The 24,088-nt window shown below is 61.2% G+C and carries 22 protein-coding genes; 21 read left to right on the top strand and 1 reads right to left on the bottom strand.

Annotated features, from left to right (window positions below; translation table 11 throughout):
* Positions 1 to 17: 17 nt before the first annotated feature.
* From ACS92L_RS13485 to ACS92L_RS13410, 16 genes are all read left to right on the top strand, one after another.
* A complete protein-coding gene (locus tag ACS92L_RS13485) occupies positions 18 to 788 on the top strand; it encodes a ParA family protein (RefSeq protein WP_438765509.1) in 771 nt (256 codons plus the stop codon).
* Between the two features lie 105 nt (positions 789 to 893).
* A complete protein-coding gene (locus ACS92L_RS13480) occupies positions 894 to 1,817 on the top strand; it encodes a ParB/RepB/Spo0J family partition protein (protein ID WP_438765508.1) in 924 nt (307 codons plus the stop codon).
* A 76-nt stretch (positions 1,818 to 1,893) separates the two neighbouring features.
* Positions 1,894 to 2,430: an ATP synthase subunit I gene (locus ACS92L_RS13475; protein WP_438768487.1), complete on the top strand. Its 537-nt coding sequence runs from the start codon at positions 1,894 to 1,896 to the stop codon at positions 2,428 to 2,430.
* 21 nt (positions 2,431 to 2,451) lie between these two features.
* Positions 2,452 to 3,276: a F0F1 ATP synthase subunit A gene (gene atpB, locus ACS92L_RS13470; RefSeq protein ID WP_438765507.1), complete on the top strand. Its 825-nt coding sequence runs from the start codon at positions 2,452 to 2,454 to the stop codon at positions 3,274 to 3,276.
* A gap of 71 nt (positions 3,277 to 3,347) precedes the next feature.
* A complete protein-coding gene (gene atpE / locus ACS92L_RS13465) occupies positions 3,348 to 3,575 on the top strand; it encodes a F0F1 ATP synthase subunit C (protein WP_299257655.1) in 228 nt (75 codons plus the stop codon).
* A 78-nt stretch (positions 3,576 to 3,653) separates the two neighbouring features.
* Entirely contained in the window at positions 3,654 to 4,124 is a 471-nt protein-coding gene (locus tag ACS92L_RS13460; RefSeq protein WP_438765505.1) for a F0F1 ATP synthase subunit B, read from the top strand.
* Between the two features lie 11 nt (positions 4,125 to 4,135).
* On the top strand, positions 4,136 to 4,672 hold the full coding sequence (locus tag ACS92L_RS13455; RefSeq protein ID WP_438765504.1) for a F0F1 ATP synthase subunit delta: 537 nt from the start codon (positions 4,136 to 4,138) through the stop codon (positions 4,670 to 4,672).
* A 16-nt stretch (positions 4,673 to 4,688) separates the two neighbouring features.
* Positions 4,689 to 6,233, top strand: coding sequence for a F0F1 ATP synthase subunit alpha (gene atpA / locus ACS92L_RS13450; protein ID WP_438765502.1), 1,545 nt, complete (start codon positions 4,689 to 4,691; stop codon positions 6,231 to 6,233).
* A 58-nt stretch (positions 6,234 to 6,291) separates the two neighbouring features.
* Positions 6,292 to 7,185 (top strand): F0F1 ATP synthase subunit gamma, encoded by an 894-nt coding sequence (gene atpG / locus ACS92L_RS13445; RefSeq protein ID WP_438765501.1) that lies wholly within the window; start codon positions 6,292 to 6,294, stop codon positions 7,183 to 7,185.
* Positions 7,186 to 7,229: 44 nt separating this feature from the next.
* Positions 7,230 to 8,603, top strand: a complete 1,374-nt coding sequence (gene atpD, locus ACS92L_RS13440; protein WP_438765500.1) for a F0F1 ATP synthase subunit beta — start codon at positions 7,230 to 7,232, stop codon at positions 8,601 to 8,603.
* A 12-nt stretch (positions 8,604 to 8,615) separates the two neighbouring features.
* Positions 8,616 to 9,041: a F0F1 ATP synthase subunit epsilon gene (locus tag ACS92L_RS13435; RefSeq protein WP_438765499.1), complete on the top strand. Its 426-nt coding sequence runs from the start codon at positions 8,616 to 8,618 to the stop codon at positions 9,039 to 9,041.
* A gap of 254 nt (positions 9,042 to 9,295) precedes the next feature.
* The gene (gene glmU / locus ACS92L_RS13430) at positions 9,296 to 10,657 is read left to right on the top strand and encodes a bifunctional UDP-N-acetylglucosamine diphosphorylase/glucosamine-1-phosphate N-acetyltransferase GlmU (protein ID WP_438765498.1); all 1,362 of its coding nucleotides are present in this window, start codon (positions 9,296 to 9,298) and stop codon (positions 10,655 to 10,657) included.
* Positions 10,658 to 10,887: 230 nt separating this feature from the next.
* Entirely contained in the window at positions 10,888 to 11,658 is a 771-nt protein-coding gene (locus ACS92L_RS13425; protein WP_438765497.1) for a DeoR/GlpR family DNA-binding transcription regulator, read from the top strand.
* Positions 11,659 to 11,733: 75 nt separating this feature from the next.
* The gene (glmS, locus tag ACS92L_RS13420; RefSeq protein ID WP_438765496.1) at positions 11,734 to 13,569 is read left to right on the top strand and encodes a glutamine--fructose-6-phosphate transaminase (isomerizing); all 1,836 of its coding nucleotides are present in this window, start codon (positions 11,734 to 11,736) and stop codon (positions 13,567 to 13,569) included.
* A 319-nt stretch (positions 13,570 to 13,888) separates the two neighbouring features.
* The gene (locus tag ACS92L_RS13415; protein WP_438765494.1) at positions 13,889 to 14,251 is read left to right on the top strand and encodes a hypothetical protein; all 363 of its coding nucleotides are present in this window, start codon (positions 13,889 to 13,891) and stop codon (positions 14,249 to 14,251) included.
* An 11-nt stretch (positions 14,252 to 14,262) separates the two neighbouring features.
* Positions 14,263 to 16,296: a pyrroloquinoline quinone-dependent dehydrogenase gene (locus ACS92L_RS13410; protein ID WP_438765492.1), complete on the top strand. Its 2,034-nt coding sequence runs from the start codon at positions 14,263 to 14,265 to the stop codon at positions 16,294 to 16,296.
* Positions 16,297 to 16,467: 171 nt separating this feature from the next.
* Here ACS92L_RS13410 and ACS92L_RS13405 read toward each other — a convergent pair whose 3' ends face one another.
* The gene (locus ACS92L_RS13405; protein ID WP_438765490.1) at positions 16,468 to 18,564 is read right to left on the bottom strand and encodes an AsmA family protein; all 2,097 of its coding nucleotides are present in this window, start codon (positions 18,562 to 18,564) and stop codon (positions 16,468 to 16,470) included.
* Positions 18,565 to 18,655: 91 nt separating this feature from the next.
* On the opposite strand from ACS92L_RS13405, the gene pdxY reads away from it, so the two are divergent.
* The 5 genes from pdxY to ACS92L_RS13380 all read left to right on the top strand — a co-directional run bounded on the left by pdxY (position 18,656) and on the right by ACS92L_RS13380 (position 24,053).
* Positions 18,656 to 19,534 carry a pyridoxal kinase PdxY gene (pdxY, locus tag ACS92L_RS13400; RefSeq protein ID WP_438765488.1) on the top strand — a complete coding sequence of 293 codons (879 nt, stop codon included), beginning with the start codon at positions 18,656 to 18,658 and terminating at the stop codon, positions 19,532 to 19,534.
* Between the two features lie 2 nt (positions 19,535 to 19,536).
* Positions 19,537 to 20,397, top strand: a complete 861-nt coding sequence (locus tag ACS92L_RS13395) for a DUF72 domain-containing protein (RefSeq protein WP_438765486.1) — start codon at positions 19,537 to 19,539, stop codon at positions 20,395 to 20,397.
* A 189-nt stretch (positions 20,398 to 20,586) separates the two neighbouring features.
* On the top strand, positions 20,587 to 21,939 hold the full coding sequence (locus tag ACS92L_RS13390) for a sodium-dependent transporter (RefSeq protein ID WP_438765484.1): 1,353 nt from the start codon (positions 20,587 to 20,589) through the stop codon (positions 21,937 to 21,939).
* 303 nt (positions 21,940 to 22,242) lie between these two features.
* Positions 22,243 to 23,130, top strand: a complete 888-nt coding sequence (locus tag ACS92L_RS13385; protein WP_438765482.1) for a motility protein A — start codon at positions 22,243 to 22,245, stop codon at positions 23,128 to 23,130.
* Complete coding sequence (locus ACS92L_RS13380; RefSeq protein WP_438768485.1) at positions 23,130 to 24,053, top strand: OmpA/MotB family protein; 924 nt, start codon at positions 23,130 to 23,132, stop codon at positions 24,051 to 24,053. The genes ACS92L_RS13385 and ACS92L_RS13380 overlap by 1 nt, the downstream gene beginning before the upstream one ends.
* Positions 24,054 to 24,088: the final 35 nt, after the last annotated feature.

The raw sequence follows: 24,088 nt of genomic DNA, 5'->3' as shown, positions 1-24,088 counted from the left end.
ACACAAGGAACTCTCTCTTGACCCGGATCATTGCGCTGACCAACCAGAAGGGTGGCGTCGGCAAGACCACGACCGCCGTCAACCTGGCGGCTGCTCTGGCATCGCTGAAAAAACGGGTGCTGCTGGTGGACATGGACCCGCAGGGCCACGCCACCATGGGCAGCGGTATCGACAAGCATGCGCTGGCCAACGGCGGTTCGCTGGATGTGCTGCTTGACGAGATTTCAGCCTCTGATGCGATCGTGGACTGCCCCAACGCCGGCTATCAGCTGCTGCCGGCCAACGGGGATCTCACCGCCGCCGAGGTCGATCTTCTCGAACTCGAGGGCCGCGAGCGCTGTCTGGACCGCGCCATCGAGACCGTGGCCGACCGCTTCGATGTGGTCCTGATCGACTGCCCGCCTTCGCTGAACATGCTGACCGTCAACGCCCTGACTTCGGCCCACGGCGTTTTGATCCCGCTGCAGTGCGAGTTTTATGCCCTTGAGGGACTGTCGGCACTGCTGGATACCGTCGAGCAGATTCGCGACAGCGTCAATCCGGCGCTGGCCCTGGACGGCATCGTGCGAACCATGTTTGATAACCGCAACAGCCTGACCCGGGATGTCAGCAAGCAGCTGTCGGACTATTTCGGTGACGATCTGCTGAAAACGGCCATTCCTCGCAATGTCCGTCTGGCCGAAGCGCCCAGCCATGGTCTGCCGGTCAACCGCTACGCACGCATGTCCCGCGGCGCTCACGCCTACCGGGTACTGGCCAAGGAACTGATTGGCAAGCTGTCGCTGTAGTCCGGAAAGCTCCGGAACACTGACGATGGATCGACCCTTGAGCGCCGACGCTTGCTGCGTCGGCGCGTGTTGTTACTTTCGCATGGCCTGAACGAGGAACTGTTCATGACGCGTAAACGCGCACTCGGAAGAGGACTGGACGCACTGATTGGCGCCGGTGCCCGGCAGCGTTCACAGACCCAGGACCCCGAGGGTGGTTCTGCCGGGGCGGCAGTAACTGCATCCCCCCTGATCGACAGCCGCGAACGCCTTGAGCGCCTGCCGCTGGCAGAACTTACGCGCGGCCGCTATCAGCCGCGTCGCGAAATGCAGCCCGAGCGACTTGAAGAGCTGGCCGCCTCGATTCGAACCCGCGGCGTTATGCAGCCCATCGTGGTGCGCCCTCTGCCCGAGGGCAGTGACGCCCGCTATGAGATCATCGCCGGCGAACGCCGCTGGCGCGCCGCGCAAATGGCCGAGCTGGACGTCATTCCGGCGGTGGTGCGCGAGCTTGACGATGAAACCGCGCTGGCTCTGGCGCTGATCGAAAACATCCAGCGTGAAGACCTCAATCCCATCGAGGAAACCATCGCCCTCAAGCGGCTGATGGATGAATTTTCCCTGACCCAGCAGCAAACGGCCGATGCCGTGGGGCGCTCGCGCGGTCAGATCGCCAACATGCTCCGGCTTTTGGCGCTTGAAGACGATGTCCAGAAGCTGCTGGAGCGCGGCGACATGGATGTCGGACACGCCAGAGCCCTGCTGGGTCTCAAGGGCAACAAGCAGCGACAGGCGGCGCGCGAGGTGGTCGAACGCGGTCTGACCGTGCGCCAGACCGAGGCGCTGGTCAAAAAATATGCACAGGCCGCGCCGGACAGCAAAAAGCCCTCCGACAAACCCTCGGGCGATGTGGGCAGTCTGGAAAATCAGCTGGCGGAACTGCTGGGCGCACGCGTCCAGATCAGTCATGGCAAAACCGGCAAGGGAAGCCTGACGATTCGTTACACAAGCCTTGATGAGCTTGATGGTATTCTTTCGCATATTCGCTGAGGTCATGTGCGCTTAAACACGACTTAATTCGGTGTTGTAAACTGCGACGCTTTGACACAGGATCGAGCCGCTTTTGGTGCAGATCAGCTTAAAACCTGCGATTTTCGATGCCTGTGACATTGAAGCGACCGGGGGGCTTCCTTATAATCCGCCTGCCTGGCGCAAAGAGCCGAATATCTCGGGAATGCATAAAACCATGCAACGACACGAGCCCACGGCTGCGGCAGTGCCGGCAGCCCCGAGACGCCCGGGAATACACAGATTATTGCTGGTGCAGCTCGGTATTGTCGTTGCGGTTACCACAGTGCTGGCTTTCGAGACGGATAACGCCCTGGCGTTATCGGCACTGATGGGAGGGATGACAGGGGTGCTGCCCAATGCGTATTTCGCCTGGCGCGCCTTTTTGTTTCGGGGTGCACGCTACAGGCGTCAGATGATAAGCAGTTTGTATCGAGCCCAGGCAGGCAAGCATTTTCTGACAATCCTGCTGTTTACTGGCATTTTTATAACGTCGCCACCGCAAGCGCCCGCATGGTTTTTTGGCACGTTTGCGCTGGTCCAGAGCGTTTACTGGTTAAGCCCCTGGCTGATCAGCAGATCCGGTTCCCTTTAAAAAACGATTCAAGGCAACGTTATGGCAGGCGACGCACCGAGCTCGACCGAGTATATCACTCACCATCTTCAGAACCTGACCTTTGGTCTACACCCCGACAATGGCTGGTCCTTTGCCCATGGTGCGCATGAAGCCCGCGAGATGGGGTTCTGGGCCATCAATGTGGATACCATGGGATGGTCGATCGCCACCGGTCTGCTGTTTCTGTGGCTGTTTCGCTATCTGGCAAAAACAGTGACCACCGGGGTACCGACCGGCCTGCAGAACGCCCTTGAAATGGTGTTCGAATTTTCCAACGGCATCATCCGAACCAGCTTCAACGGCAAGAGCAAGCTGATCGGGCCGCTGGCACTGACGCTTTTCTGCTGGATCTTTTTCATGAACAGCCTCAAGTGGCTGCCCATCGATCTGTTCCCGCAGATTGCCCACAAGCTGGGCATCGAGTACATGCGTATTGTTCCCACAAGCGATCCCAACGCGACGCTTGGCATGGGCTTTGGCGTCTTCCTGCTGATCATTTTTTACAGCATTCGCAACAAGGGTTTTGGCGGCTTCTCGAAAGAGCTGGCGTTCACCCCCTTCAACCACTGGTCGCTGGTCCCCTTCAACCTGGCACTTGAACTGATCGTTTTGATCGTCAAGCCCATCAGTCTGGGACTGCGTCTTTTCGGCAACATGTTTGCCGGCGAAGTCATCTTTATCATGATTTCCCTGCTGCCCTTCTGGGCCATCTGGGTACTGGATGTGCCGTGGGCGATTTTCCACATCCTGGTCATCGCGCTGCAGGCCTTCATCTTTGCCGTGCTGAGTGTGGTGTACATGAGCGCTGCTTTCGAAGAGCACTGAATCCAATAACAAGATACGCTTCAAAACCCTTTTACCCCTTGTCTGAAAAAACCTGAAACAGGAGCCATTCCATGGAACTCGTCTACATCTCTGCTGCCCTTATCCTGAGCTGCGCTGCCATTGCTACCGGTATCGGTTTCGGCCTGCTCGGTGGCAAGCTGCTCGACTCTACCGCGCGTCAGCCGGAACTGGGTGACCAGCTGCAGACCAAAACCTTCATCATGGCCGGTCTGCTTGACGCCGTTCCCATGATCGGTGTGGGTATCGCGATGTACCTGATCTTCGTTGTTGCCGGTTAAATCAACGCCGTACGCCGGGCCCCTTGTGCTCGGTGTCGCCGTTTCCGGCCATCACGAACCCGCAGGAGGTAGATCCGCGTGAATATCAACTTGACGCTTATCGGACAGATGATCGCCTTTGCGATCTTCGTCTGGTTCTGCATGAAATATGTGTGGCCTCCGATCACGCAGGCACTCAACGAGCGTCAGCAGCGCATTCAGGACGGTCTTGAAGAGGCCGACCGTGCTCGCGCCGAGCTGCACAAGGCCAACGAACAGGCCGAGGAAACGCTGCGTGAAAGCCGCGAGGAAGCCGCTCGCATTCTCGACAAGACGCGTGCCCGTGCCAATCAGATGATCGAGGAAGCACGCAATGATGCCCGCGCCGAAGGCGAGCGCATGATTGAAAATGCCCGCAGCGAGATTGACAGCGAGATTCAGCAGGCCAAGGGCGAACTGCGTGCTCAGGTGGCAACACTGGCCATTCAGGGCGCTGAACGCATTCTCGAGTCCTCCATCGACGAAAAGAAACATCGTGAGATGGTTGATCGACTCGCAGAAGAGCTCTGAGGAAACGCCACATGTCAGACCACATCACGCAGGCACGTCCCTATGCAAGGGCCGCTTTCGAGCTGGCCAGAGAAGACAGCACGCTGGATGCCTGGTCAGCGATGCTGGCCGAGGCGGCACGTCTGACCGATGACGACCGGATCAAGCGACTGCTCGTGGATCCGCAGCGTTCATCGAATGACAAGGGGCAGGTATTCGTCAGGCTGCTTGACGAGCTGCTGCCTGAACGTGGCGCCAATTTCCTGATGGTGCTGGCCCGACAGCAGCGTTTGCCCGTTCTGGCATCGCTGAGTGATCTTTTCGAGGCTGAACGCGCCGAGTTTGAAAAGCGTGTCAGCGTCGAGATCGTCTCGGCCTATCCGCTGGACGAGGCACAAAAAGACAAGCTCGCACAGGCGCTCAAGCGGCGTCTGAATCGCGAAATCACGATCACCACTTCCGTGGATGAGACGCTGCTGGGCGGCGTCGTCATTCGTGCCGGCGATACCGTTATCGATGGATCGGCGCGTGGACGACTGGCGCGGCTTTCCAGCGTCTTGAACCACTGAAGTCGAGGGACATGGCATGCAGCAACTGAATCCTTCCGAAATCAGCGACATCATCAAGGGCCGGATCGAGAATCTCGACCTTGATGCACAGGCGCGCAATGAAGGCACCATCGTCGGCGTGGCCGACGGCATCGTGCGCATCCACGGACTGGCTGATGCCATGTTCGGGGAAATGATTGAATTCCCCAACGATGTCTTCGGCATGGTGCTCAACCTTGAGCGTGACAGCGTCGGCGTCGTGGTACTGGGCGACTATCAACAGCTTCAGGAAGGCATGACGGGCAAGTGCACCGGTCGCATCCTGGAAGTACCGGTCGGCCGTGAACTGGTCGGTCGTGTTGTTGACGCGCTCGGTAATGCCATCGATGGCAAGGGCGATATCAACACCACCGAGACGGACGCCGTTGAAAAGGTGGCCCCGGGCGTTATCTCCCGTCAGGGCGTTGATCAGCCGGTCCAGACCGGTCTGAAATCGATCGATGCCATGGTACCGATCGGTCGCGGTCAGCGTGAGCTGATCATCGGTGACCGCCAGATCGGCAAGTCGGCCATTGCCATCGATGCGATCATCAACCAGAAGGGCAAGGGCATCACCTGCGTCTATGTGGCGATCGGTCAGAAGCAGTCGACCATTGCCAACGTGGTCAGAAAGCTCGAAGAGCACGGCGCGATGGAACACACCATCATCGTGGCTGCCGGCGCCGCCGATCCGGCCGCCATGCAGTTTCTGGCGCCCTACTCCGGCTGCACCATGGGTGAATTTTTCCGCGACCGCGGTGAAGATGCCCTGATCGTCTATGACGATCTGTCCAAGCAGGCCGTGGCCTATCGCCAGATCTCCCTGCTGCTGCGTCGTCCGCCGGGTCGTGAAGCCTATCCGGGTGACGTCTTCTATCTCCACTCTCGTCTGCTCGAGCGCGCCTCGCGTGTCAACGCCGAGTATGTGGAAAGGCTCACCAACGGTGAAGTCACCGGCAAGACCGGTTCGCTGACGGCGCTGCCGATCATCGAGACCCAAGGCGGCGACGTGTCGGCGTTCGTTCCGACCAACGTGATCTCGATCACCGACGGTCAGATCTTTCTGGAAACCAGTCTGTTCAACTCCGGCGTTCGCCCGGCCATCAACGCAGGCCTTTCGGTCTCGCGCGTTGGCGGCAGTGCCCAGACCAAGATCATCAAGAAGCTGGGTGGCGGTGTGCGTCTGGCGCTGGCGCAGTATCGCGAGCTGGCAGCGTTTTCGCAGTTTGCCTCCGATCTGGACGAAGCCACGCGCAAGCAGCTCGAGCACGGTCAGCGTGTCACCGAACTGATGAAGCAAAAGCAGTACTCGCCGATGTCGATCGCCGACATGGCCGTCTCGCTTTATGCTGCCAACGAGGGGTATCTCTCCGACGTACCGGTCGACAAGGTGCTGGATTTCGAACGTGATCTGCTCGATTACATGCGCACCGAACAGGGTGAGCTGATGGAGAAGATCAACAGCACCGGCGGTTACGACAAGGACATTCAGCAAGGTCTGAAAGACGGCGTTGAATCGTTTAAATCGACGCAGAGCTATTGATGATCCGGACCCCTCGGGGTCCGGGCGCCCTGCGCTGATTGCTTAGGAGAATATCGCTATGGCAGCCGGAAAAGAGATCAAGTCCCAGATCGGGAGCATCAAGAATACCCAGAAGATCACCAGCGCCATGGAGATGGTGGCCGCATCGAAGATGCGCCGCGCTCAGGAGCGCATGACGGCCAGTCAGCCCTACGCCGGCCAGATTCGTCGGGTCGTCAGCCATATCAGTCAGGCCAATCCGGAATACCGTCATGATTATCAGATCGAGCGTGAGGTCAAGCGCATCGGTTATATCGTGGTGACGTCGGATCGCGGACTGTGTGGTGGTCTTAACAGCAACCTGTTTCGACGTGTTCTGCAGGAAGTACGGCAGTGGCGCGATCAGGGCGTCAGCGTCGCCTTTTGCGCGCTGGGGACCAAGGGCAGTGTCTTCTTTCGCAAGTACGGCGGTGACCTGCTGGCCGCGAACCGCAACCTGGGCGATGCGCCCGAGGCGAGCGAGCTGATCGGCAGCGTCAATGTCATGCTGGAAGCCTTTGACAACGGCGAGATCGATCGACTGGATCTGGTGTACAACGAGTTCGTTAACACCATGAGCCAGAAGCCGATCGTGCGCCAGTTGCTGCCGCTGCCCGAAGAGGACGTTGATCAAAACGCGTCATCTTCACAGGAAGCGGTAAGCGCTTCGAAAGGCGGCTGGGGTTACGTATACGAGCCGGACGCTCAAAGCCTGCTCGACAAGCTGCTGGTGCGCTATGTCGAGTCGCAGGTCTACCAGGCGGTGGTTGAAAACATTGCCAGCGAGCAGGCCGCTCGCATGATCGCGATGAAAAACGCCACTGATAACGCCGGTGACATCATTGATGACCTGCAGCTTCAGTACAACAAGGCGCGTCAGGCAGCCATCACCCAGGAAATTTCCGAAATTGTGGGTGGTGCCGCTGCGGTCTAGGTCGGCCCGTCGGACAGTTATTTACAGGTTCAAGAGGAATCAGGATGAGCGGACGTATCGTACAAATCATCGGTGCGGTGATTGACGTCGAGTTTGACCGCAGCGAGGTCCCCCACGTTTATGAAGCCATGAATGTGGAAGAGACCGGCACCGTACTCGAAGTTCAGCAGCAGCTGGGTGATGGCATCGTGCGTGCCATCGCCATGGGCTCTACCGAAGGGCTCAAGCGTGGCATGACCGTGTCCGGCACGGGCGCGCCCATTTCGGTACCGGTGGGTGAAAAGACCCTCGGGCGTATCATGAACGTGCTGGGCGAGCCGATTGACGAAGCCGGTCCCATCGGTGAAGACAAGCGCAGCCCGATTCACCGTGCCGCGCCCAGCTTTGCCGATCAGTCGGCCTCCAGTGAACTGCTGGAAACCGGCATCAAGGTCATCGACCTGATCTGCCCGTTTGCCAAGGGCGGCAAGGTCGGTCTGTTCGGCGGCGCCGGTGTCGGCAAGACCGTCAACATGATGGAGCTGATCCGTAACATCGCCACCGAGCACTCCGGCTATTCGGTCTTTACCGGTGTCGGTGAGCGTACGCGTGAAGGTAACGACTTCTACTATGAAATGAAGGAGTCCAACGTTCTCGACAAGGTGTCGCTGGTCTACGGTCAGATGAACGAGCCGCCGGGCAACCGTCTGCGCGTGGCCCTGACCGGTCTGACGATTGCCGAGCAGTTCCGTGACGAAGGTCGTGACGTCCTGCTGTTTGTCGACAACATCTACCGCTATACGCTGGCAGGTACCGAAGTATCGGCACTGCTGGGTCGTATGCCGTCCGCCGTGGGTTATCAGCCGACGCTGGCCGAAGAGATGGGCATGCTGCAGGAGCGCATCACTTCGACCAAGACCGGCTCGATCACGTCCGTGCAGGCCGTTTACGTCCCCGCGGACGATTTGACCGACCCGTCGCCGGCCACCACCTTTGCGCACCTGGATGCCACGGTCGTACTGGCACGTTCCATCGCCGAGCTGGGTATCTATCCGGCCATAGATCCGCTGGACTCCACCTCGCGTCAGCTGGACCCGCTGGTCGTGGGCGATGAGCACTACAGCGTGGCGCGTGGCGTGCAGAACGTTCTGCAGCGTTACAAGGAACTCAAGGACATCATTGCCATTCTGGGCATGGATGAGCTTTCCGACGAAGACAAGCAGACCGTGGCACGGGCGCGAAAGATCCAGCGTTTCCTGTCACAGCCTTTCTTCGTGGCGGAAATCTTCACCGGCGCACCCGGCAAATACGTGTCGCTCAAGGAAACCATTCGCGCCTTCCAGGGCATTCTCAACGGCGACTACGACCATATGCCTGAACAGGCGTTTTACATGGTCGGTACGATCGACGAAGCGATCGAGAAAGCCGACAGCATGTAAGGAGGGGCGCTCATGGCGACCATGCAATGCAATATCGTCAGCGCGGAGCGCAACATCTTCGCCGGCGAAGTGGAACGCGTTGTAGCGATCAGTGTGCTGGGTGAGCTGGGTATTCTGCGCGGGCATGAGCCGATGCTGACAGAGCTGAAGCCGGGTCCGGTCCGGATCATCCATGACGGCGGCGAAGAAGAAGTCTTCTTCGTCTCCGGTGGGTTTCTGGAAGTGCAGCCGAACATGGTCATCGTACTGGCCGACAGTGCCGATCGTGCCCGTGATCTGGATGCCGCCGAAGCCGAAAAGGCGCGTGATGAAGCGCGCCAGGCCCTGCAGGGCAAAAGTGGCGAGATGGACTACCAGCAGGCGCTGGCCGAGATCGAAGCGGCGACCGCCCGACTGCGTACCCTCTCCCAGCTGCGCAACCGTCGCGGCAACCAGTAGTCTCGAGAGCAGCGTTTTGAAAGACACGGTCTCGAGCGAGATTGTCGCATCATGACCACAAGTCATGGATGCGTTTTGTTGGCGGCCCTCGGGCCGCCTTTTTTGTAACTGCCATGCGCATCTGGACCAATGCGATCGCCTCATGCCCTGATACACTGTCTGTCAAAGCAGTGATCAGCCATGACAGAAAATGTCATCTGTCGGGTGCATGATCGGTGATCGTTTTCATTCAGCGCGGGGGAGAGTCTTCTTTCATGTCCATTGATGTCGTGATTCTGGCTGCCGGTCAGGGCAGTCGCATGCGTTCGCAAAAGCCCAAGGTACTGCACGAACTGGCCGGCAAACCCATGGTGCGTCATGTCATCGAGTCAGCCATGGAGGCGTTCTCGTCCCCGCGGCTTCATGTGGTCGTGGGCCACGGCGCTGAGCAGGTGCAGGCAGCGCTGTCCGACCTGCCCATCAGCTTTGCCCATCAGCTTGAACAGCGCGGCACCGGTCACGCCGTGGCGCAGACGCTTGAAGCGCTGGGCGACGGTCCGGTGGTGGTGCTTTACGGTGACGTGCCGATGATTCAGGCCCGTACCCTGAGCAGCCTGGTCGACCGGGTCGATGAGCAGCACATGGCGCTTTTGACCGTCACCATGGCCAACCCGCACGGCTATGGGCGCATCGTGCGCAACGATCAGGGGCAGGCCGTGGCCATCGTCGAGCAAAAGGATGCCTCATCGGAACAGCTCGGAATCAATGAGTGCAATACCGGTATTCTGGCTGCCACCGGTGATCAGCTGCGGCGCTGGCTGCCGGCGCTGTCCAGTGATAACGCTCAGGGCGAGTACTATCTGACCGACATCATTGCCATGGCGGCCGGTGAAGGGGTCGAGGTGGCCACGGCCGAGCCGGCGCTGGTCAGTGAAGTCCAGGGCGTCAATGACCGGGTGCAGCTCTCGGCACTGGAGCGCGTTCATCAGTCCCGCGAAGCCGAGAGGCTCATGCGTGAAGGGGCGAGCCTTGCTGATCCGAAGCGGCTGGACGTGCGCGGTGAGCTGAGCGTGGGTCAGGACGTTTTCATCGATGTCGGCTGCATTTTTGAAGGTCGGGTCCATCTGGGCGACGGCGTTCACGTCGGTCCCTACAGCATCATTCGTGATGCCAGCATCGGTGACGCGACGCGCATCGAGGCCCACAGCATGATCGAGGGCAGTGAGACCGCTGGCGACAATGCCATCGGCCCCTTTGCCCGTCTGCGCCCGGGCACGCGGCTGGAAAGAAAGGCGCGTATCGGCAATTTTGTCGAGACCAAAAAGGCCCATGTCGGCGAGGGCAGCAAGATCAACCATCTGAGCTATATCGGTGATGCGACCCTGGGTCAGGGCGTCAACATCGGTGCCGGCACCATTACCTGCAACTACGATGGCGTCAACAAGCACCGCACCGAGATCGGCCATGGCGTGTTCATCGGCTCCAACTCGGCGCTGGTCGCCCCGGTCACGATCGGCGATAACGCCACGGTGGCTGCCGGTTCCACCGTGACCGAGACGGTCGACGACCAGGCACTGGCCATCGCCCGCGCCCGCCAGATCAACAAGCAGGGCTGGACACCGCCGCATCGCAAGTGAGCCGTATTCCACCAGGGTAAATATCTTCGACGGGCGCCGCACGGATGTGTGGCGCCCGTTTTTGATGACGACCTGTGCTCTTGTGGAGGTATTCGACTTAAGGCGCATGTTTTTGTGCCAAAAGCGCCGCCTTTGCTTGACCTCGACCCCGTTGTGGTTTTTCATTCGAAACTCAAATTCTTTCGAATCGAAAGATAAAGATTTCAATTTACGGATGGCTGCCCATTTCCATGAGTCGACGTCAGACCCCACAACGCCGGGAGGCCATTCTTGATCTGCTGGCTGCGCGCGGCGAGGTCGCCGTCGAGACGCTGGCCCAGCACTTTGAGACCTCAAGCGTGACCATCCGTAAGGATCTGGCCACGCTTGAAAGCGCCGGCCATCTGATTCGACGCCACGGGGGCGCCACGCTCGTGCCGCGTGAAGGGGATCAGGAGCGTCATCGGATTTCTCCTGTCAAACAGGCGCTGGCGCGGGCGGCCAGTGAACGCATTGCCGATCACGCGCGGCTGATCATCGACAGCGGCAGTACCACCAGCGCACTGATTCCGGCGCTGGCACATCGTATCGGGATGGTCGTCATGACCAACTCGCTGGGCGTGGCCGGCGCGCTTCAGGCACTGGATAACCCGCCTGCCCTTTTGATGACCGGCGGCACCTGGGACCCGCATTCGGCCTCCTTTCAGGGCCGGGTGGCCGAGACCGTCCTGCGTGCCTACGACTTCGATCAGCTCTTTATCGGCGCCGATGGCATCGATCTGGCGCGGGGCACGACCACCTTCAACGAGCTGACGGGGCTGTCGCAGGTGATGGCCGAGGTGGCTCGCGAGGTGGTGGTGATGGCGGAGTCCGACAAGATCGGCCGGCGCATTCCCAATCTGGAGCTGGGCTGGGCGCAGATTGATGTATTGATTACCGACGACGGGCTGGATGCGTCAGGCCGTCAACACATTCGTGACCAGGGCGTCGAGCTGATCTGTGTCAGCACGCAGGCGCCGTGACACCATCGGGTGGCGGACGGGGTCCGGCATCCGGGGTGATATCGCAATTTTTTGGCATTTCAGGAGAGACAATCTATGTGTGGCATTGTGGGCGCGGTCGCTGACCGTCAGGTGCAGAACATTCTGCTTGAGGGACTCAAGCGTCTTGAGTATCGCGGCTATGACAGCGCCGGCATGGCCGTGCTGTCTGCTGATGCGCGACTGTCGCGCCAGCGTGCGGTCGGCAAGGTGGCCGCTCTTGAAGAAAAACTGCAGGCGGCCGGTCTGCGCGGTCATGTCGGCATCGCCCATACCCGCTGGGCCACGCACGGTCGGCCCACCGAAAACAATGCCCACCCGCACCAGTCCGGCGACAGCCTGGCGGTCGTGCACAACGGCATCATCGAAAACTATGAAACGCTCAAGGCCGAGCTTGAAGGCCAAGGTTACGTCTTTTTGTCCGAAACGGACACCGAGGTCATCGCGCATCTGATGTCGCGTGAAGTCTCGCGTCATGACGATCTGCTCTCCGCTTTTCAGCACGTGGTGGAAATGCTCAACGGCGCTTATGCGCTGGCTGTAACCCACGCCGACTATCCCGATCAGATTGTGGGCGCACGCAAGGGCAGCCCGCTGGTCGTGGGTGTCGGGATCGACGAGGCGTTTCTGGCCTCCGACCCGCTGGCGCTTTTGCAGGTCACCGACCGCTTCATCTACCTGCAGGAAGGGGACGTGGCGCGTTTGACCGTGGGCGGCAACATTGAAATCTTCAACGCCGGTCAGAGCGTCGAGCGCCCCAGCTCGATCTTCGAGCACGGTGACGGCGCCGTCTCGCGCGGCGACTATCGCCACTTCATGCTCAAGGAGATCCACGAGCAGTCCCAGGTCATCGCCAATACCCTGGAAGGCCGTCTGGGCGATCGACACGTGTTCACCCGCATTCTGGGCGCCGAAGCCGACGACCTGCTCGATCGCGTCAAAAACATTCAGATCATCGCCTGTGGCACCAGCTATCACGCCGGCATGGTGGCGCGTTACTGGCTGGAGAAGCTGGCGGGCGTGCCGACCCAGGTGGAAGTGGCCTCGGAGTATCGCTACCGCGAAGTGGTCGTGCCGGACGGCACGCTGTTCGTGACGCTGTCCCAGTCCGGCGAAACGGCCGATACCCTGGCAGCGCTGCGCCACGCCTCCAAAAAGGGCGGCTATCTGGCAAGCCTTGCGATCTGCAACGTGCCGGGCAGCTCGCTGGTGCGCGAATCCGACCTGACACTGATGACCCAGGCCGGCCCCGAGATCGGTGTGGCCTCGACCAAGGCCTTTACCACTCAGCTGGTGGCGCTGCTGCTGCTCACCCTGGCCCTGCGCCAGGCGCGTCAGGGCGATGACGAGGTGCAGGCCCGTCTGGTCAATGCCCTGCGTGAACTGCCGCGTTTGATCACCCGCGGTCTGGCACTCGACAGCGCGATCGAGACCATGTCCTCGGCCTTTGCCGAGAAGCATCACGCCCTGTTTCTGGGCCGTGGCACCATGTTCCCGATCGCTCTGGAAGGCGCGCTCAAGCTCAAGGAAATTTCCTACATCCACGCCGAGGCCTACCCGGCCGGCGAGCTCAAGCATGGTCCGCTGGCGCTGGTCGACAGCGACATGCCGGTCATCGCGGTGGCGCCCAACGACGAACTGCTGGAAAAGCTTAAGTCCAACCTGCAGGAAGTCCGCGCCCGTGGCGGTGAACTGTTCGTCTTTGCCGATGAGCACGTGGCCATCAATGAAAGCGAAGGGGTTCATGTGCTGCGCATGCCGGCCGTCGATGATGTGATCGCGCCGATTCTTTATACCCTGCCGCTGCAGCTGCTCTCCTACCACGTGGCCGTGCTCAAGGGCACCGATGTGGACCAGCCGCGCAACCTGGCCAAGAGTGTCACGGTAGAATAATCCGCCCCCTCACGGGGGAGCGTGGCTCTGTCGAACCGGGCATCGAGACGTTATCGATGCCCGGTTTTTTTATTTTTTTGAAACCTGTTTCCGGCCATGGCGGGTGTCGGGTCAGATTTATGCATCAAGACAGTTTGGATTTGTATATTTTTTTGACACAAGCGCTATCATTGACGCCTAACTGACGTATCTCTTAAGAGACATCGTTCAGCCTCTGTCCATCCCCACCCGTGAACGCCACTGCCTTGATGGCAGTATCCGGACGTTCCATGCCGGGGGTCGGTACATAATAAATCTGCCCAAGGGAAGGGAACCCGTCATGTCTTCCATGCGATCCTCAAGTCCAGGCGCCATGGTCGTGCTTATCGCCTCAGCGGTGGGTATCGCCATTGCACTCTACGCCTATCTCACACCGCTGACCGGCGTGACCGGGACGCTTGGCGCGCTGATCGTCATTGCGACCTGCGCCATTCTTGTTGCCCTGGCGCTCGGGCTCGCTCTGTGTCGGGGCCGTGCCCTGCACAATCTTTTCCGGGTGGTCATCGTTGCCTTCATTGTCGGCACCGCCTTTGTCGCGCTGCTGCTTCATCTGTGGTGGCTGGCCGTTGCCATGGCCGTTGCACTGGTGGGATGGATGATCGATATCCTTCGCCCCTCGCCCGCTCACCGTAAACATTCATGAGGACCCCCGACATGACGCGCCTTCGCACGGGCATCAGATGCCTGAGTACGCTGACCGCCGTTTCACTGACGGTCTTCCCCACGGTGCTGCTGGCCGAGCAGCAGCCCGAACAGCCTGACCAGGTCGAACAGGCCGCGGCGCCGGCATCAACGTCGGACAACGGCGATCGCGCCAACATACCGCTGGTGCCGGACACGCCGACCTGGGACAGCTTCCACGGTCAGCTCAACGCCCAGAAATACAGCCCGCTGGATCAGATCAACGTCGATAACGTCGGCCAGCTCGAAAAGGTCTGGGAAGTTCACACCGGCGACATTTCCGATGGTACCGGTGACACGCCGGCCACGGTCTGGTCAGCCACCCCGGTCGTTGCCAACGACACGCTCTACATCGGTACGCCCTTTTACAAGCTGATCGCCTATAACCCGGCGACAGGTGAGGAAAAGTGGCGCTTTGATACCCAGTCCTCCAGAGAGGCGCTGACCCAGCCGGTGCTCAAAAATCGCGGCGTGGCCTACTGGGAAGCCGACGACCCCGTCGAGGGCGAGTCGTGTCAGAAGATCGTCTACATGGGCACCATGGATGCGCAGCTTTTCGCCATCGATGCCGACACCGGCAAGCCCTGTCAGAACTTTGCCGACAACGGCGTGCTCAATGCCGATCAGTGGAACATCATCAATCCGAAGTTCCCGCTGTCGCTTTTGCAGCCGCCGACCATCGTGGGCGATCACGTCATCTTCGGCTGGGCCGGCAAGGACTGGGCCTATCAGGAAGCGCCGGCCGGCACCGTCTTCTCGGTCAATGCCCGCACCGGCGAGCGCGAGTGGACCTTTGAGGCAATCCCCGAAGACATTCGTGAAAAAACCGGTACCGCCAACGTCTGGACCCACATGTCGGCGGATGAGCAAAACGGCCTGATCTATCTGCCGGTCTCCTCGCCGTCGCCCAACTACTGGGGCGGCAACCGCAAGGAAGACATTCCGCTGGGAACTTCCACCACCGCACTCGATGTCGACACCGGCGAAGTGGTCTGGTCGCGCCAGTGGGTGCATCACGATCTGTGGGACTACGACATCAACGCCGCCCCCACGCTGATGGACATCACCGTCGACGGCGAAGAGATTCCCGCGCTGGTGCAGGCCACCAAGATGGGCTTTTTGTTCGTGGTCAATCGCCTGACCGGTGAGGACGTCTGGCCGATCGAGGAGCGTCCGGTGCCCCAGGGCGATGGCAGCGTTGAAGGCGAGGTCTATGCACCGACCCAGCCCTTCCCGACCAAACCCGCCCCGCTGCTGGATCAGTCGAAAAAGCCTGAAATCTGGGGGCTGGCGGATGCCGTTGGCTTCGGTCAGTGCACGCGGTTGTGGGACGAGCTGACCTATGAAGGCATGTACACCCCGCCCACCACCCGCGGTGAAGGCACACTTGCCTACCCTGACAGCGCCGGTGGCGTTCAGTGGGGCGGCGTGGCCTTTGATCCCGAAAGCCAGACCGCGATCGTCAACACCTCGCACATCGTGCAGACCGTCAAGCTCTATAGCCGCGAGGACTACGAAAAGGCCGACAGCGGCTCCGGCAACGAAAGCGGCTTCTCGCCGCAGGAAGGCTCGCCGTACGGCATGCGTCTGGAAGTTGCGGACAACTGGCTGGGCATGCCCTGCTGGGAGCCGCCGTTTGGCGAAATCGTGGCGATCGACATGCACACCGGTGACATCAAGTGGCGCAAGCCGGTCGGCGCCTCGCAGCAGTTCGGTTTCTTCATGCCGGAACGCTGGGGCTCGCCCACCATCGGTGGCCCGGCCGTGACCGCCGGCGGCGTGATCTTCATCGGTGCTTCGATGGACGCCAAGGTGCGCGCCTACTCGCTGGAAACCGGCGAAAAGCTCTGGGAGGATCAGACCCAGGCGCCGGTGGTGGCCAACCCGTCGGTCTATGAGTACGACGGCCGACAGTACGTGGCCTTTGTCAGCGGCGGCAACACCATCCTCAAGGATCAGGTGGGCGACCAGATCGCCGTCTATGCGCTGCCGGAAGACAAGGATTAAGCGCCGCTTTTGAAGCCTTGAACCACGGGGCGCCCCTTCAGGGGCGCCCCGTTTTTTTGTGGTGTTTCTGCATCACGGGACAGGTTGACCCCTTATACAAAACGCCGGCGCATGCGCCGGCGTTTTTTTGATCAACTCTGGATCAACCGCGACCTGTGGGATCAGCGCCGGTCAGTTGCTTTTCATCCGCTGAATCAGCGCCCCGCACTGGCTCTCTTCACCGGCGCTGGTAGAAATCAGCGCGCCCAGTGCCGCCGCCGGGGCTGCCAGCGTGCCCAGCGCCACGGCCGCCGCGCCGCGGGCAATCAGAGGCGCGGCTTCCACACCGGGTGACGGGTCCTTGAAGGTACCGCCGACCGAAAGCGGCGTGCGCAGCGTAAAGATACGAAAGCCCTTGCTCTCCGGTTTGATGGTGAGATCCATCTGCTCACTGGCCAGATTCACCGCCCCTTCGACGTTGATGATGGCGTTGTCGGTATCGATGGTGAAAATACGCGGCTGGACCAGTCCGTCATCGATCTGCAGATCAGCGGCGGCGCAGTGAATGGCCACCTCCTCATCGCCGAACAGCTCACCGATCAGGTAGTTGCCCACGTTAAGCCCGGCCAGCTCCATCAGGTTGCGGCTGATGCGCCCCTGTTCGATCAAAAGCTGCAGTTCGCCGTCGCTCGATCCCAGCAGGGCCGCCACCGAGTTGCCGGCGCCCATCAGGGTGGCATCGCCGTTGATTTCGCCCAGCCCCTGGGTCAGATCGCTGTTGTCGGGCAGAATCTCGCTCAAGTGAAGCCCTCGGGCATGCATGTCGATGCGTGCACGCAGCGGTGTTTCCTGCCCGCTCAGGCGCAGCGTGGTATTGAGCTGCCCCCCGGCCACGCCGAAGCTCAGCGGGTCCATCAATATCTCGCCGTTGTCCATCACCAGATGGGTGTTGAGATTGTTCAGAGGCAGCGATTCGCCATGCACGATGTTTTGTGCGCGAAAGCGCACGTCGGCGTCCATGGTGTCCCAGCGCTCGGTGTTGAATTCAGAGACCGGCAGCACCTTGTTTGCGGGCTGATCGGGATTGACCGAATCACCGGTGTCTTCGTTGTCGGCGCCGACCAGCGGGGCAAGATCGGCAAAGCGAAGCTGTTTCGAGGTCAGCTCGCCGGTCAGCGTCGGGCGCGGGTCGGCGTTGACGTAGCGCAGGCTGCCATGGATATCGCTGTCGCCGATCGTGCCGTCAAAATCGCGATACTCAAAGGTGCCCCCGTCGGGACTGTTCAGATCGGCCGAGAGATGGCCGCGCGTAGCATAGGGCGGCGTCTGTGGCAGCACGACCCCGGTCAGCGCGTAGAGATCGCCCAGGTTGTCGCCGGCAATGCCCACATCGAGCTCCATGCCGGCCAGCGCCATCGGGTCGTTGAGCGTGCCGATCACATCCAGGCGGGAGTTGCCGGAGGACAGATGCACCTCCAGCGGGAAGCGACCGCCCTCGCGCAGTGCGGCCGGCCCGCCCAGTCGGCCTTCACCGTTCAGGGCGCTGCCGCGATAGGTGCCTTCGACCTGCCAGGCGAAACGAAAATCGCGTTCACTGCCGGGCGCGCCCTGCCCGCTCGCGGTGACCTCCTCGCCGCTGTCCTTCTCACCACTGTCTGCCGGCTGGTCGCTGCCGGCGACTTCTTCCCAGCGTACCGGTTCACCCAGCGTTGCCAGCGTGGCGGTGGCGTCCACGTCCAGCACCTGATCATTGAGGGCCACCTGCACCCGATCAATATCGAGCTGGTCGATGGCAAACGTCCAGCCGCTGTCGCCATCCTGATCGGCCTCGCCGTCGTCGCTGTCGTCATCTGCGATCTGCCAGTTGTTGCGGGTCTCATCAAGGCGACGCAGCGTGGCACTGGTATCGCGCAGCACCAGATCGTGCAGCGAGATACGCTTTTGAAGCAGGGCGAGCGGGTGCAGGCTGACGGCGATGGCGCCGATACGGGCCGTGCGGGCGTCGTCGGTGCCGGCGTCGACATCGCGCGCCTGGTTCAGCGCGTCGGGGTCTTCCAGCACGATGTCCTCGGCGCTGATGCGTGGCATCAGGCGCCAGCTCTCCCACTGCCACGACAGCCCCAGATCGCCCTGTATGGCAAAGGGACGACCCAGGGCGTCGGAAACGCGGTCATTGATCGTGGGTCTGAGCCAGTTCCAGCTCATCAGGGTCACGACAAGGGCGAGCAGCACCAGCAGGGCCACAAGGCCCGCCAGTGTCCGACTGATGATGCGCAGGGCACGCGACATGAGCGGTCTACCTCAACAGGATGTTATCTTTTAGAGCATAGTCAGGCCCGCGCGTTCGTGGGTATTCCATGCGTATTATCGAGCGTTTCTCATGACCCATATCATCTCCATTCAGAGCCATGTGGCCCATGGCTATGTCGGCAACCGCGCCGCCGTACTGCCGCTGCAGCGTTTGGGCTGCGAGGTCACCGCCATCAACACGGTGCAGTTTTCCAATCATACCGGCTATGGCGCCTTTACCGGTGAGGTCTTCACACCGGCGCATCTCAAGGACGTGCTTGATGGCGTGGCGGCGCTCACCGGGCTTTCGAACGTGCAGGCCGTACTGTCGGGCTATATGGGCGATCAGGGCATTGGCCGGGCCGTGCTGGAAAGCGTCAACCGCGTGCGCCAGGCCAGCCCAAACGCGCTGTACTGCTGTGATCCGGTGATGGGCGACATCGGCCGCGGTTTTTTTGTGCGCGACGACATTCCGGCCTGGATGCGCGATTGCGCCGTGCCGGCGGCCGATATCGTCACGCCCAATCAGTTCGAGCTGGCCTTTTTAAGCGATCAGGTCATCGAGTCGCTGGATGACGTGCTGGCGGCCGCGGCAAGACTGCGTGAAAAAGGCCCGAGCGTGGTACTGGTCACCTCACTGGATATCGATGACAGCACGACAGACACCATCGAGATGCTGGTGGACACCGCAGCGGGCAGCTGGCGAATCGCCACGCCGCGCTTTGATTTTCCGGTCGCGCCCAACGGGGCCGGTGACTTTACCGCCGCCGTGTTTCTGGCCTGCTGTCTGCGTGATCGGGACGGGATCAGCGCAGAAGGGCCGGCGCGGGCGCTGGAGAGCACCGCCGAGGCCGTTCACGCGCTCTTTACCCACACCTGGCAGGCCGGCACCCGCGAGCTTGCGATGATTCAGGCCCAGAACGAGATTGTGGCGCCCAAAAGGCGCTTTGACGCCGAACGGGTTCGCTGACGATGGCGGGCACCCTGCATCTGGGCCTTGCCATGTGGGCCAACGCCGACTGGCGCGGCACGCTGTATGGCCACTACGCCCAGCCGAGCGAGTCGCTGCCGGACTACGCCGGTGTCTTTTCCTGTGTGGAGGGCAATACCACCTTCTACAGCGGGTCCCCGCGCGAGGATGTGGTGGCCACCTGGGCGCGTCAGGCGCCCGGCCACTTTCGCTTCTGCTTCAAGCTGCCCGCGGCGCTGACCCATGACAAACGTTTGGTGGGAATCGAGGCGGAAATGGATCAGTTCATCGAGCGTCTGGCCCCGCTGCACGACCGGCTCGGCCCGACCATGATCCAGCTGCCGCGGGATTTTGGCGCGGACGAGCTGCCCATGCTGGAAGCCGTGCTCAAGCGCTGGCCAAAGACGCTGCCGTGCGCGGTGGAGGTGCGCCACAGTGAGTTTTTCCACAAGGGGACCGCCGAGCAGTCGCTCAACCGGCTGTTGATAACTCACGGGGTCGATCGGGTCATGCTGGACACGCGAGCGCTCTTTGCCACCCCTGCCGGGGACGATGCGAGCCTTGCACAGGCGCAGCGCGAGAAACCGCGCCGGCCGCTGCATGTGCTGAGTACGGCCTCGCAGCCGGTGGTGCGCTTTATCGGCCATTTCGATGATGAGATCAATCACGCCCGCTTCACGCCCTGGATCGAGCAGCTGGCCCTGTGGATGGAACAGGGGAAAAGTCCGGTATTGTTTGTGCATACCCCGGACAATCGCGCGGCACCGCTTTTGGCGCGCGCCTTTCACCAGCGCCTGGCCGAGCGCATTGAGCTTTCGACGCTGGCGGGCTTTGCCGGGGAGCGCCAGGAATCACTCTTTTAATGTGACAGAGCGTGATGTCGGGGCCTTCGTCTGTACAATGGGCGCCATCAACCGCTTCAGATGGGCGTTGTCTGGACGCGATGTCATCGGAAAAACATCAACAACGAAGCACGGGCGTCGGTAACACGGCGGTTCGAAGTCCTGAACCGGTGCGGTTGACCGACTCAAAGGGACACACAGGGTAGCCTCATGACCAACAAGCCCCATTCACATGCGCAGTGGTCCTCGCGCATTGCCTTTATGCTCGCCGCGGTCGGCTCTTCCGTCGGGCTGGGCAATATCTGGAAATTCCCCTACATGACCGGAGAGAGCGGCGGCGGTGCCTTCGTTCTCGTCTATCTGGTCTGCATTTTGCTGATCGGTCTGCCGATTTTGATGAGCGAATGGCTGCTCGGGCGTCTGGGTCAGAAAAACCCCATCTCGACCATGAATCGCATCACCGGGCGTCTCAAGCGTTCGAAAGCCTGGGTACTGATCGGCGTGGGCGGCATTCTGGCCGCCTGGCTAATTCTGTCGTTTTACAGCGTTATCGGCGGCTGGGCGCTGGCCTATATCCGCTACGGAGCAACGTCCACCTTTACCGGGCTTGACGGGGACAGCGTCGGCACGCTGTTTTCCGATCTGCTGGCCAGCCCGGGCACGCTGCTGGCCTGGCACAGCCTGTTCATGGTGCTGACCATCGCCATCGTGGCCGGCGGTGTGGCCGGCGGGCTCGAGCGGGCGTCCAAGATTCTCATGCCGGCACTGGTGATCCTGCTGGCGGTACTGGTGGGCTACGCCGCCACGACCGGCAGCTTCGGCGAAGGCTTTGATTATCTTTTCCGCCCGGATTTCACGCGCCTGACCGGCGATGTGATCCTGGCGGCGATGGGACATGCCTTTTTCACCCTGAGTCTGGGCATGGGCATCATGATGGCCTATGGCTCCTATCTCAGCGATGACGTCAATATCGGTCGCACGGCCATGACGGTGGTGATTCTCGACACCATCATCGCGCTGGCCGCCGGCATGGCGATTTTCCCGATTGTCTTTGCCGACGGGCTCGACCCGGCGGCCGGCCCCGGGCTTATTTTCCAGACCCTGCCGCTGGCTTTTGGCAACATGTCCGGTGGTGTATTGTTCGGCACGCTGTTTTTCGTGCTGCTGGTGTTCGCGGCCTGGACCTCGGCCATTTCGCTGCTGGAGCCGATCGTTGAGTGGCTCGAGGAGAAAACCCCGCTGAGCCGTCTGCAGTCGGCGCTGGTCGCAGGTGCGGCGACCTGGGTGCTGGGTATCGCCACGGTGCTGTCGTTCAACGACTGGTCGGCGTTTACGCCCTTTGGCATGACCGTGTTCGACCTGCTCGACTACGTCACCAGCAAGATCATGCTGCCCCTGACAGGCCTTGCCACCATCGTGTTCGTGGGCTGGTTCATGGGTCGTGATGAAGTGCGCGCCCAGCTCAACATGAGCGGTGCGGCCTTTACGTGGTGGCGCATCTCGGCACGCTTTATCGCACCGATCGGTGTGGCCATCGTATTCGTCTGGGGACTGATGAATTAATTCAGGCGATGGACGATCACGGGCGGGCCTCTTCGAGGCCCGCTTTTTTTGGTCCGTCGCTCGGGGGTGAATTGATCACCAGGATATCCACTGTCAATGGAAAATGTGGATAACTCTGTGGGAAAGGTGCACAACTCCTGTTCAAGCGAATGAATGCGCGTCAAAAACGGCGCTATTCATGGCGTTTGATATAAAAGCACTCTGTCAGAATTGGCCGGTCAATATCGGCAGCAGTGGCGCTGGCTGAAGAGGGTCTGTCGGCCGTCGACGTCACAAGCGCTGCATGCACAGGGATGGTTTCTCATGACCAGCAGTCAATCCGGCAGCACCGACAGTTCCTCCAGTGCGCCTTCGGGTCGCCCGACCGGCGTGCCCGGTAACCCTTCGACGCTGATCGGCATCGTGGTCAGCATTTTGCTGCTGACGGTCGTGGTGCTGTTTACCGCGCAGTCGCCCCTGAGCTTTTTTAATCTCCCCGGCCTTTTGATCGTGCTGACCGGCACGCTGGCCGCCACCATGATCAGCTACCCCATGCGCGAGATCCGCCGCGTGATGGCACTGGTGGGCAGCGTCTTTCGCCGCGAACCCGATTTCATCCGTGAAGACATCGACGAGCTGGTGGCACTGGCACGCGAATGGATGCACGGCGATGCCCGCGCCGTGGAACGGGCGCTGGAAACCACCCGCAATCCGTTTCTGCGCACCGGTATCAGCCTGGTCATCGACAACGTGCGCGAAGAGGAGATTCTGGATCTTTTGCGCTGGCGTATCACGCGTCTGCGCGCCCGGGAGCTGGCCGAGGCGCAGATCTTTCGCACCATGGCCACCTACGCGCCGGCCTTTGGCATGCTGGGGACCCTGGTCGGGCTGATCAACATGCTGGAGGTGATCCAGAACGGCGATCTGGCCGTGATCGGCCCGCGCATGGGCGTGGCGCTTTTATCGACCTTCTACGGCATCCTGCTGGGGAACCTGCTGTTCAAACCGATTGCGGTCAAGCTGGAGCGGCGCACCGAGGAGCGTCTGATCGCGATGAACATGGTGCTTGAAGGCGTGTCGATGATCTCGCGCCGCCGCCTGCCCTCCTTTATCGAGGCCACGCTCAACTCCTTTATCGGCGAGGCCCATGACGAGCTGGGTGAACGGCCGCTGCCGCGTAACACCGAGAGCCCGGGGAGCGGCGCGCCGTGATGGAACACCGATCGTCGGGATCTTCCGGTCAGGCCCGTCAGGCGGCCCGCGAGCTGGTGCTGACCGCCGATCGCAGTGAGGAAAGCGATGGCTGGATGCTCAGCTATCTCGATCTTTTGACCCTGCTGCTGGTGCTGTTCGTGCTGCTTCTGGCCATGCGTGGCGTGGTCCCGCAGGATGATCTCCCGGCGCCGGCGATCTCAAAGGATGCCGCGGTCATGGTGTCGCCGCTGGCGCTGGGCGCCACGGATCGACTCTCGCCGGTTCAGGCTGTGCCGACACATACCACCGGGGTACTGCCGTGGCTTGCGGCGTCTCCGACGCTTCAAACGCCCTGGCAGATGCTGCCGGCCACGCCGGTCATTGAAGACAAAATGCCGGCGCGCGTGGATGTGCAGGCGGCGCTTGCGGTGATGATTCCGCTGTCAGGCAGGCCATCAACTTCAGAAGAAACGTCGACAGAAGAGACCTCCCCGGATGACGTCATGGCCATGGATCACCGGCTGACAGGCATTGACGGGGTTCAGGTTACCCGCGAGCGCGAGCGCACCATCCTGCGCATCGAGGACCGGCTGCTTTTCCCCAGCGCCGATGTGGATATCGGAACCCGGGGAAATGGGCTGCTCGATCGCCTGCTGCCGGCGCTCAGGGATTTCGACGGCGAGATTTCGGTCGAGGGTCACACCGATAGCCGGACCATTGCCACGGCGCAGTTCCCGTCGAACTGGGAGCTGTCTGCCGGGCGGGCCACGGCCGTGCTGCGCTATCTGAGCCGGGGCGGTGTGTCGGCCGACCAACTGCGGGCGATCGGTTACGGACCGACCCGGCCGCTGGCCGGCAACGACACCGAAACGGGGCGGGCCCAGAACCGCCGCGTGGAGCTGGTGCTGAGCCCGGCCGGGCCGCGCTCGACCACGCCCTAGATTTTTTCTACCGCTTGCGACAGCGCCCGGCATGG

Source organism: Kushneria halocnemicola (genome assembly GCF_965650455.1).
In the GTDB taxonomy this organism is placed as follows: Bacteria; Pseudomonadota; Gammaproteobacteria; order Pseudomonadales; family Halomonadaceae; genus Kushneria.
This window is presented reverse-complemented; position numbering and strand designations above follow the sequence as displayed.

What these genes read in the sequence shown, in the direction of transcription:
- ACS92L_RS13480 (WP_438765508.1), top strand. Translation starts at nt 894, where the DNA reads ATGACGCGTAAACGCGCACTCGGAAGAGGACTGGACGCACTGATTGGC.
- ACS92L_RS13455 (WP_438765504.1), top strand. Translation starts at nt 4,136, where the DNA reads ATGTCAGACCACATCACGCAGGCACGTCCCTATGCAAGGGCCGCTTTC.
- ACS92L_RS13435 (WP_438765499.1), top strand. Translation starts at nt 8,616, where the DNA reads ATGGCGACCATGCAATGCAATATCGTCAGCGCGGAGCGCAACATCTTC.
- ACS92L_RS13380 (WP_438768485.1), top strand. Translation starts at nt 23,130, where the DNA reads ATGGAACACCGATCGTCGGGATCTTCCGGTCAGGCCCGTCAGGCGGCC.
- atpG (WP_438765501.1), top strand. Translation starts at nt 6,292, where the DNA reads ATGGCAGCCGGAAAAGAGATCAAGTCCCAGATCGGGAGCATCAAGAAT.
- glmU (WP_438765498.1), top strand. Translation starts at nt 9,296, where the DNA reads ATGTCCATTGATGTCGTGATTCTGGCTGCCGGTCAGGGCAGTCGCATG.
- ACS92L_RS13410 (WP_438765492.1), top strand. Translation starts at nt 14,263, where the DNA reads ATGACGCGCCTTCGCACGGGCATCAGATGCCTGAGTACGCTGACCGCC.
- ACS92L_RS13405 (WP_438765490.1), bottom strand. Translation starts at nt 18,564, where the DNA reads ATGTCGCGTGCCCTGCGCATCATCAGTCGGACACTGGCGGGCCTTGTG.
- ACS92L_RS13425 (WP_438765497.1), top strand. Translation starts at nt 10,888, where the DNA reads ATGAGTCGACGTCAGACCCCACAACGCCGGGAGGCCATTCTTGATCTG.
- ACS92L_RS13415 (WP_438765494.1), top strand. Translation starts at nt 13,889, where the DNA reads ATGTCTTCCATGCGATCCTCAAGTCCAGGCGCCATGGTCGTGCTTATC.
- pdxY (WP_438765488.1), top strand. Translation starts at nt 18,656, where the DNA reads ATGACCCATATCATCTCCATTCAGAGCCATGTGGCCCATGGCTATGTC.
- atpA (WP_438765502.1), top strand. Translation starts at nt 4,689, where the DNA reads ATGCAGCAACTGAATCCTTCCGAAATCAGCGACATCATCAAGGGCCGG.
- ACS92L_RS13385 (WP_438765482.1), top strand. Translation starts at nt 22,243, where the DNA reads ATGACCAGCAGTCAATCCGGCAGCACCGACAGTTCCTCCAGTGCGCCT.
- atpE (WP_299257655.1), top strand. Translation starts at nt 3,348, where the DNA reads ATGGAACTCGTCTACATCTCTGCTGCCCTTATCCTGAGCTGCGCTGCC.
- glmS (WP_438765496.1), top strand. Translation starts at nt 11,734, where the DNA reads ATGTGTGGCATTGTGGGCGCGGTCGCTGACCGTCAGGTGCAGAACATT.
- atpD (WP_438765500.1), top strand. Translation starts at nt 7,230, where the DNA reads ATGAGCGGACGTATCGTACAAATCATCGGTGCGGTGATTGACGTCGAG.
- ACS92L_RS13395 (WP_438765486.1), top strand. Translation starts at nt 19,537, where the DNA reads ATGGCGGGCACCCTGCATCTGGGCCTTGCCATGTGGGCCAACGCCGAC.
- atpB (WP_438765507.1), top strand. Translation starts at nt 2,452, where the DNA reads ATGGCAGGCGACGCACCGAGCTCGACCGAGTATATCACTCACCATCTT.
- ACS92L_RS13390 (WP_438765484.1), top strand. Translation starts at nt 20,587, where the DNA reads ATGACCAACAAGCCCCATTCACATGCGCAGTGGTCCTCGCGCATTGCC.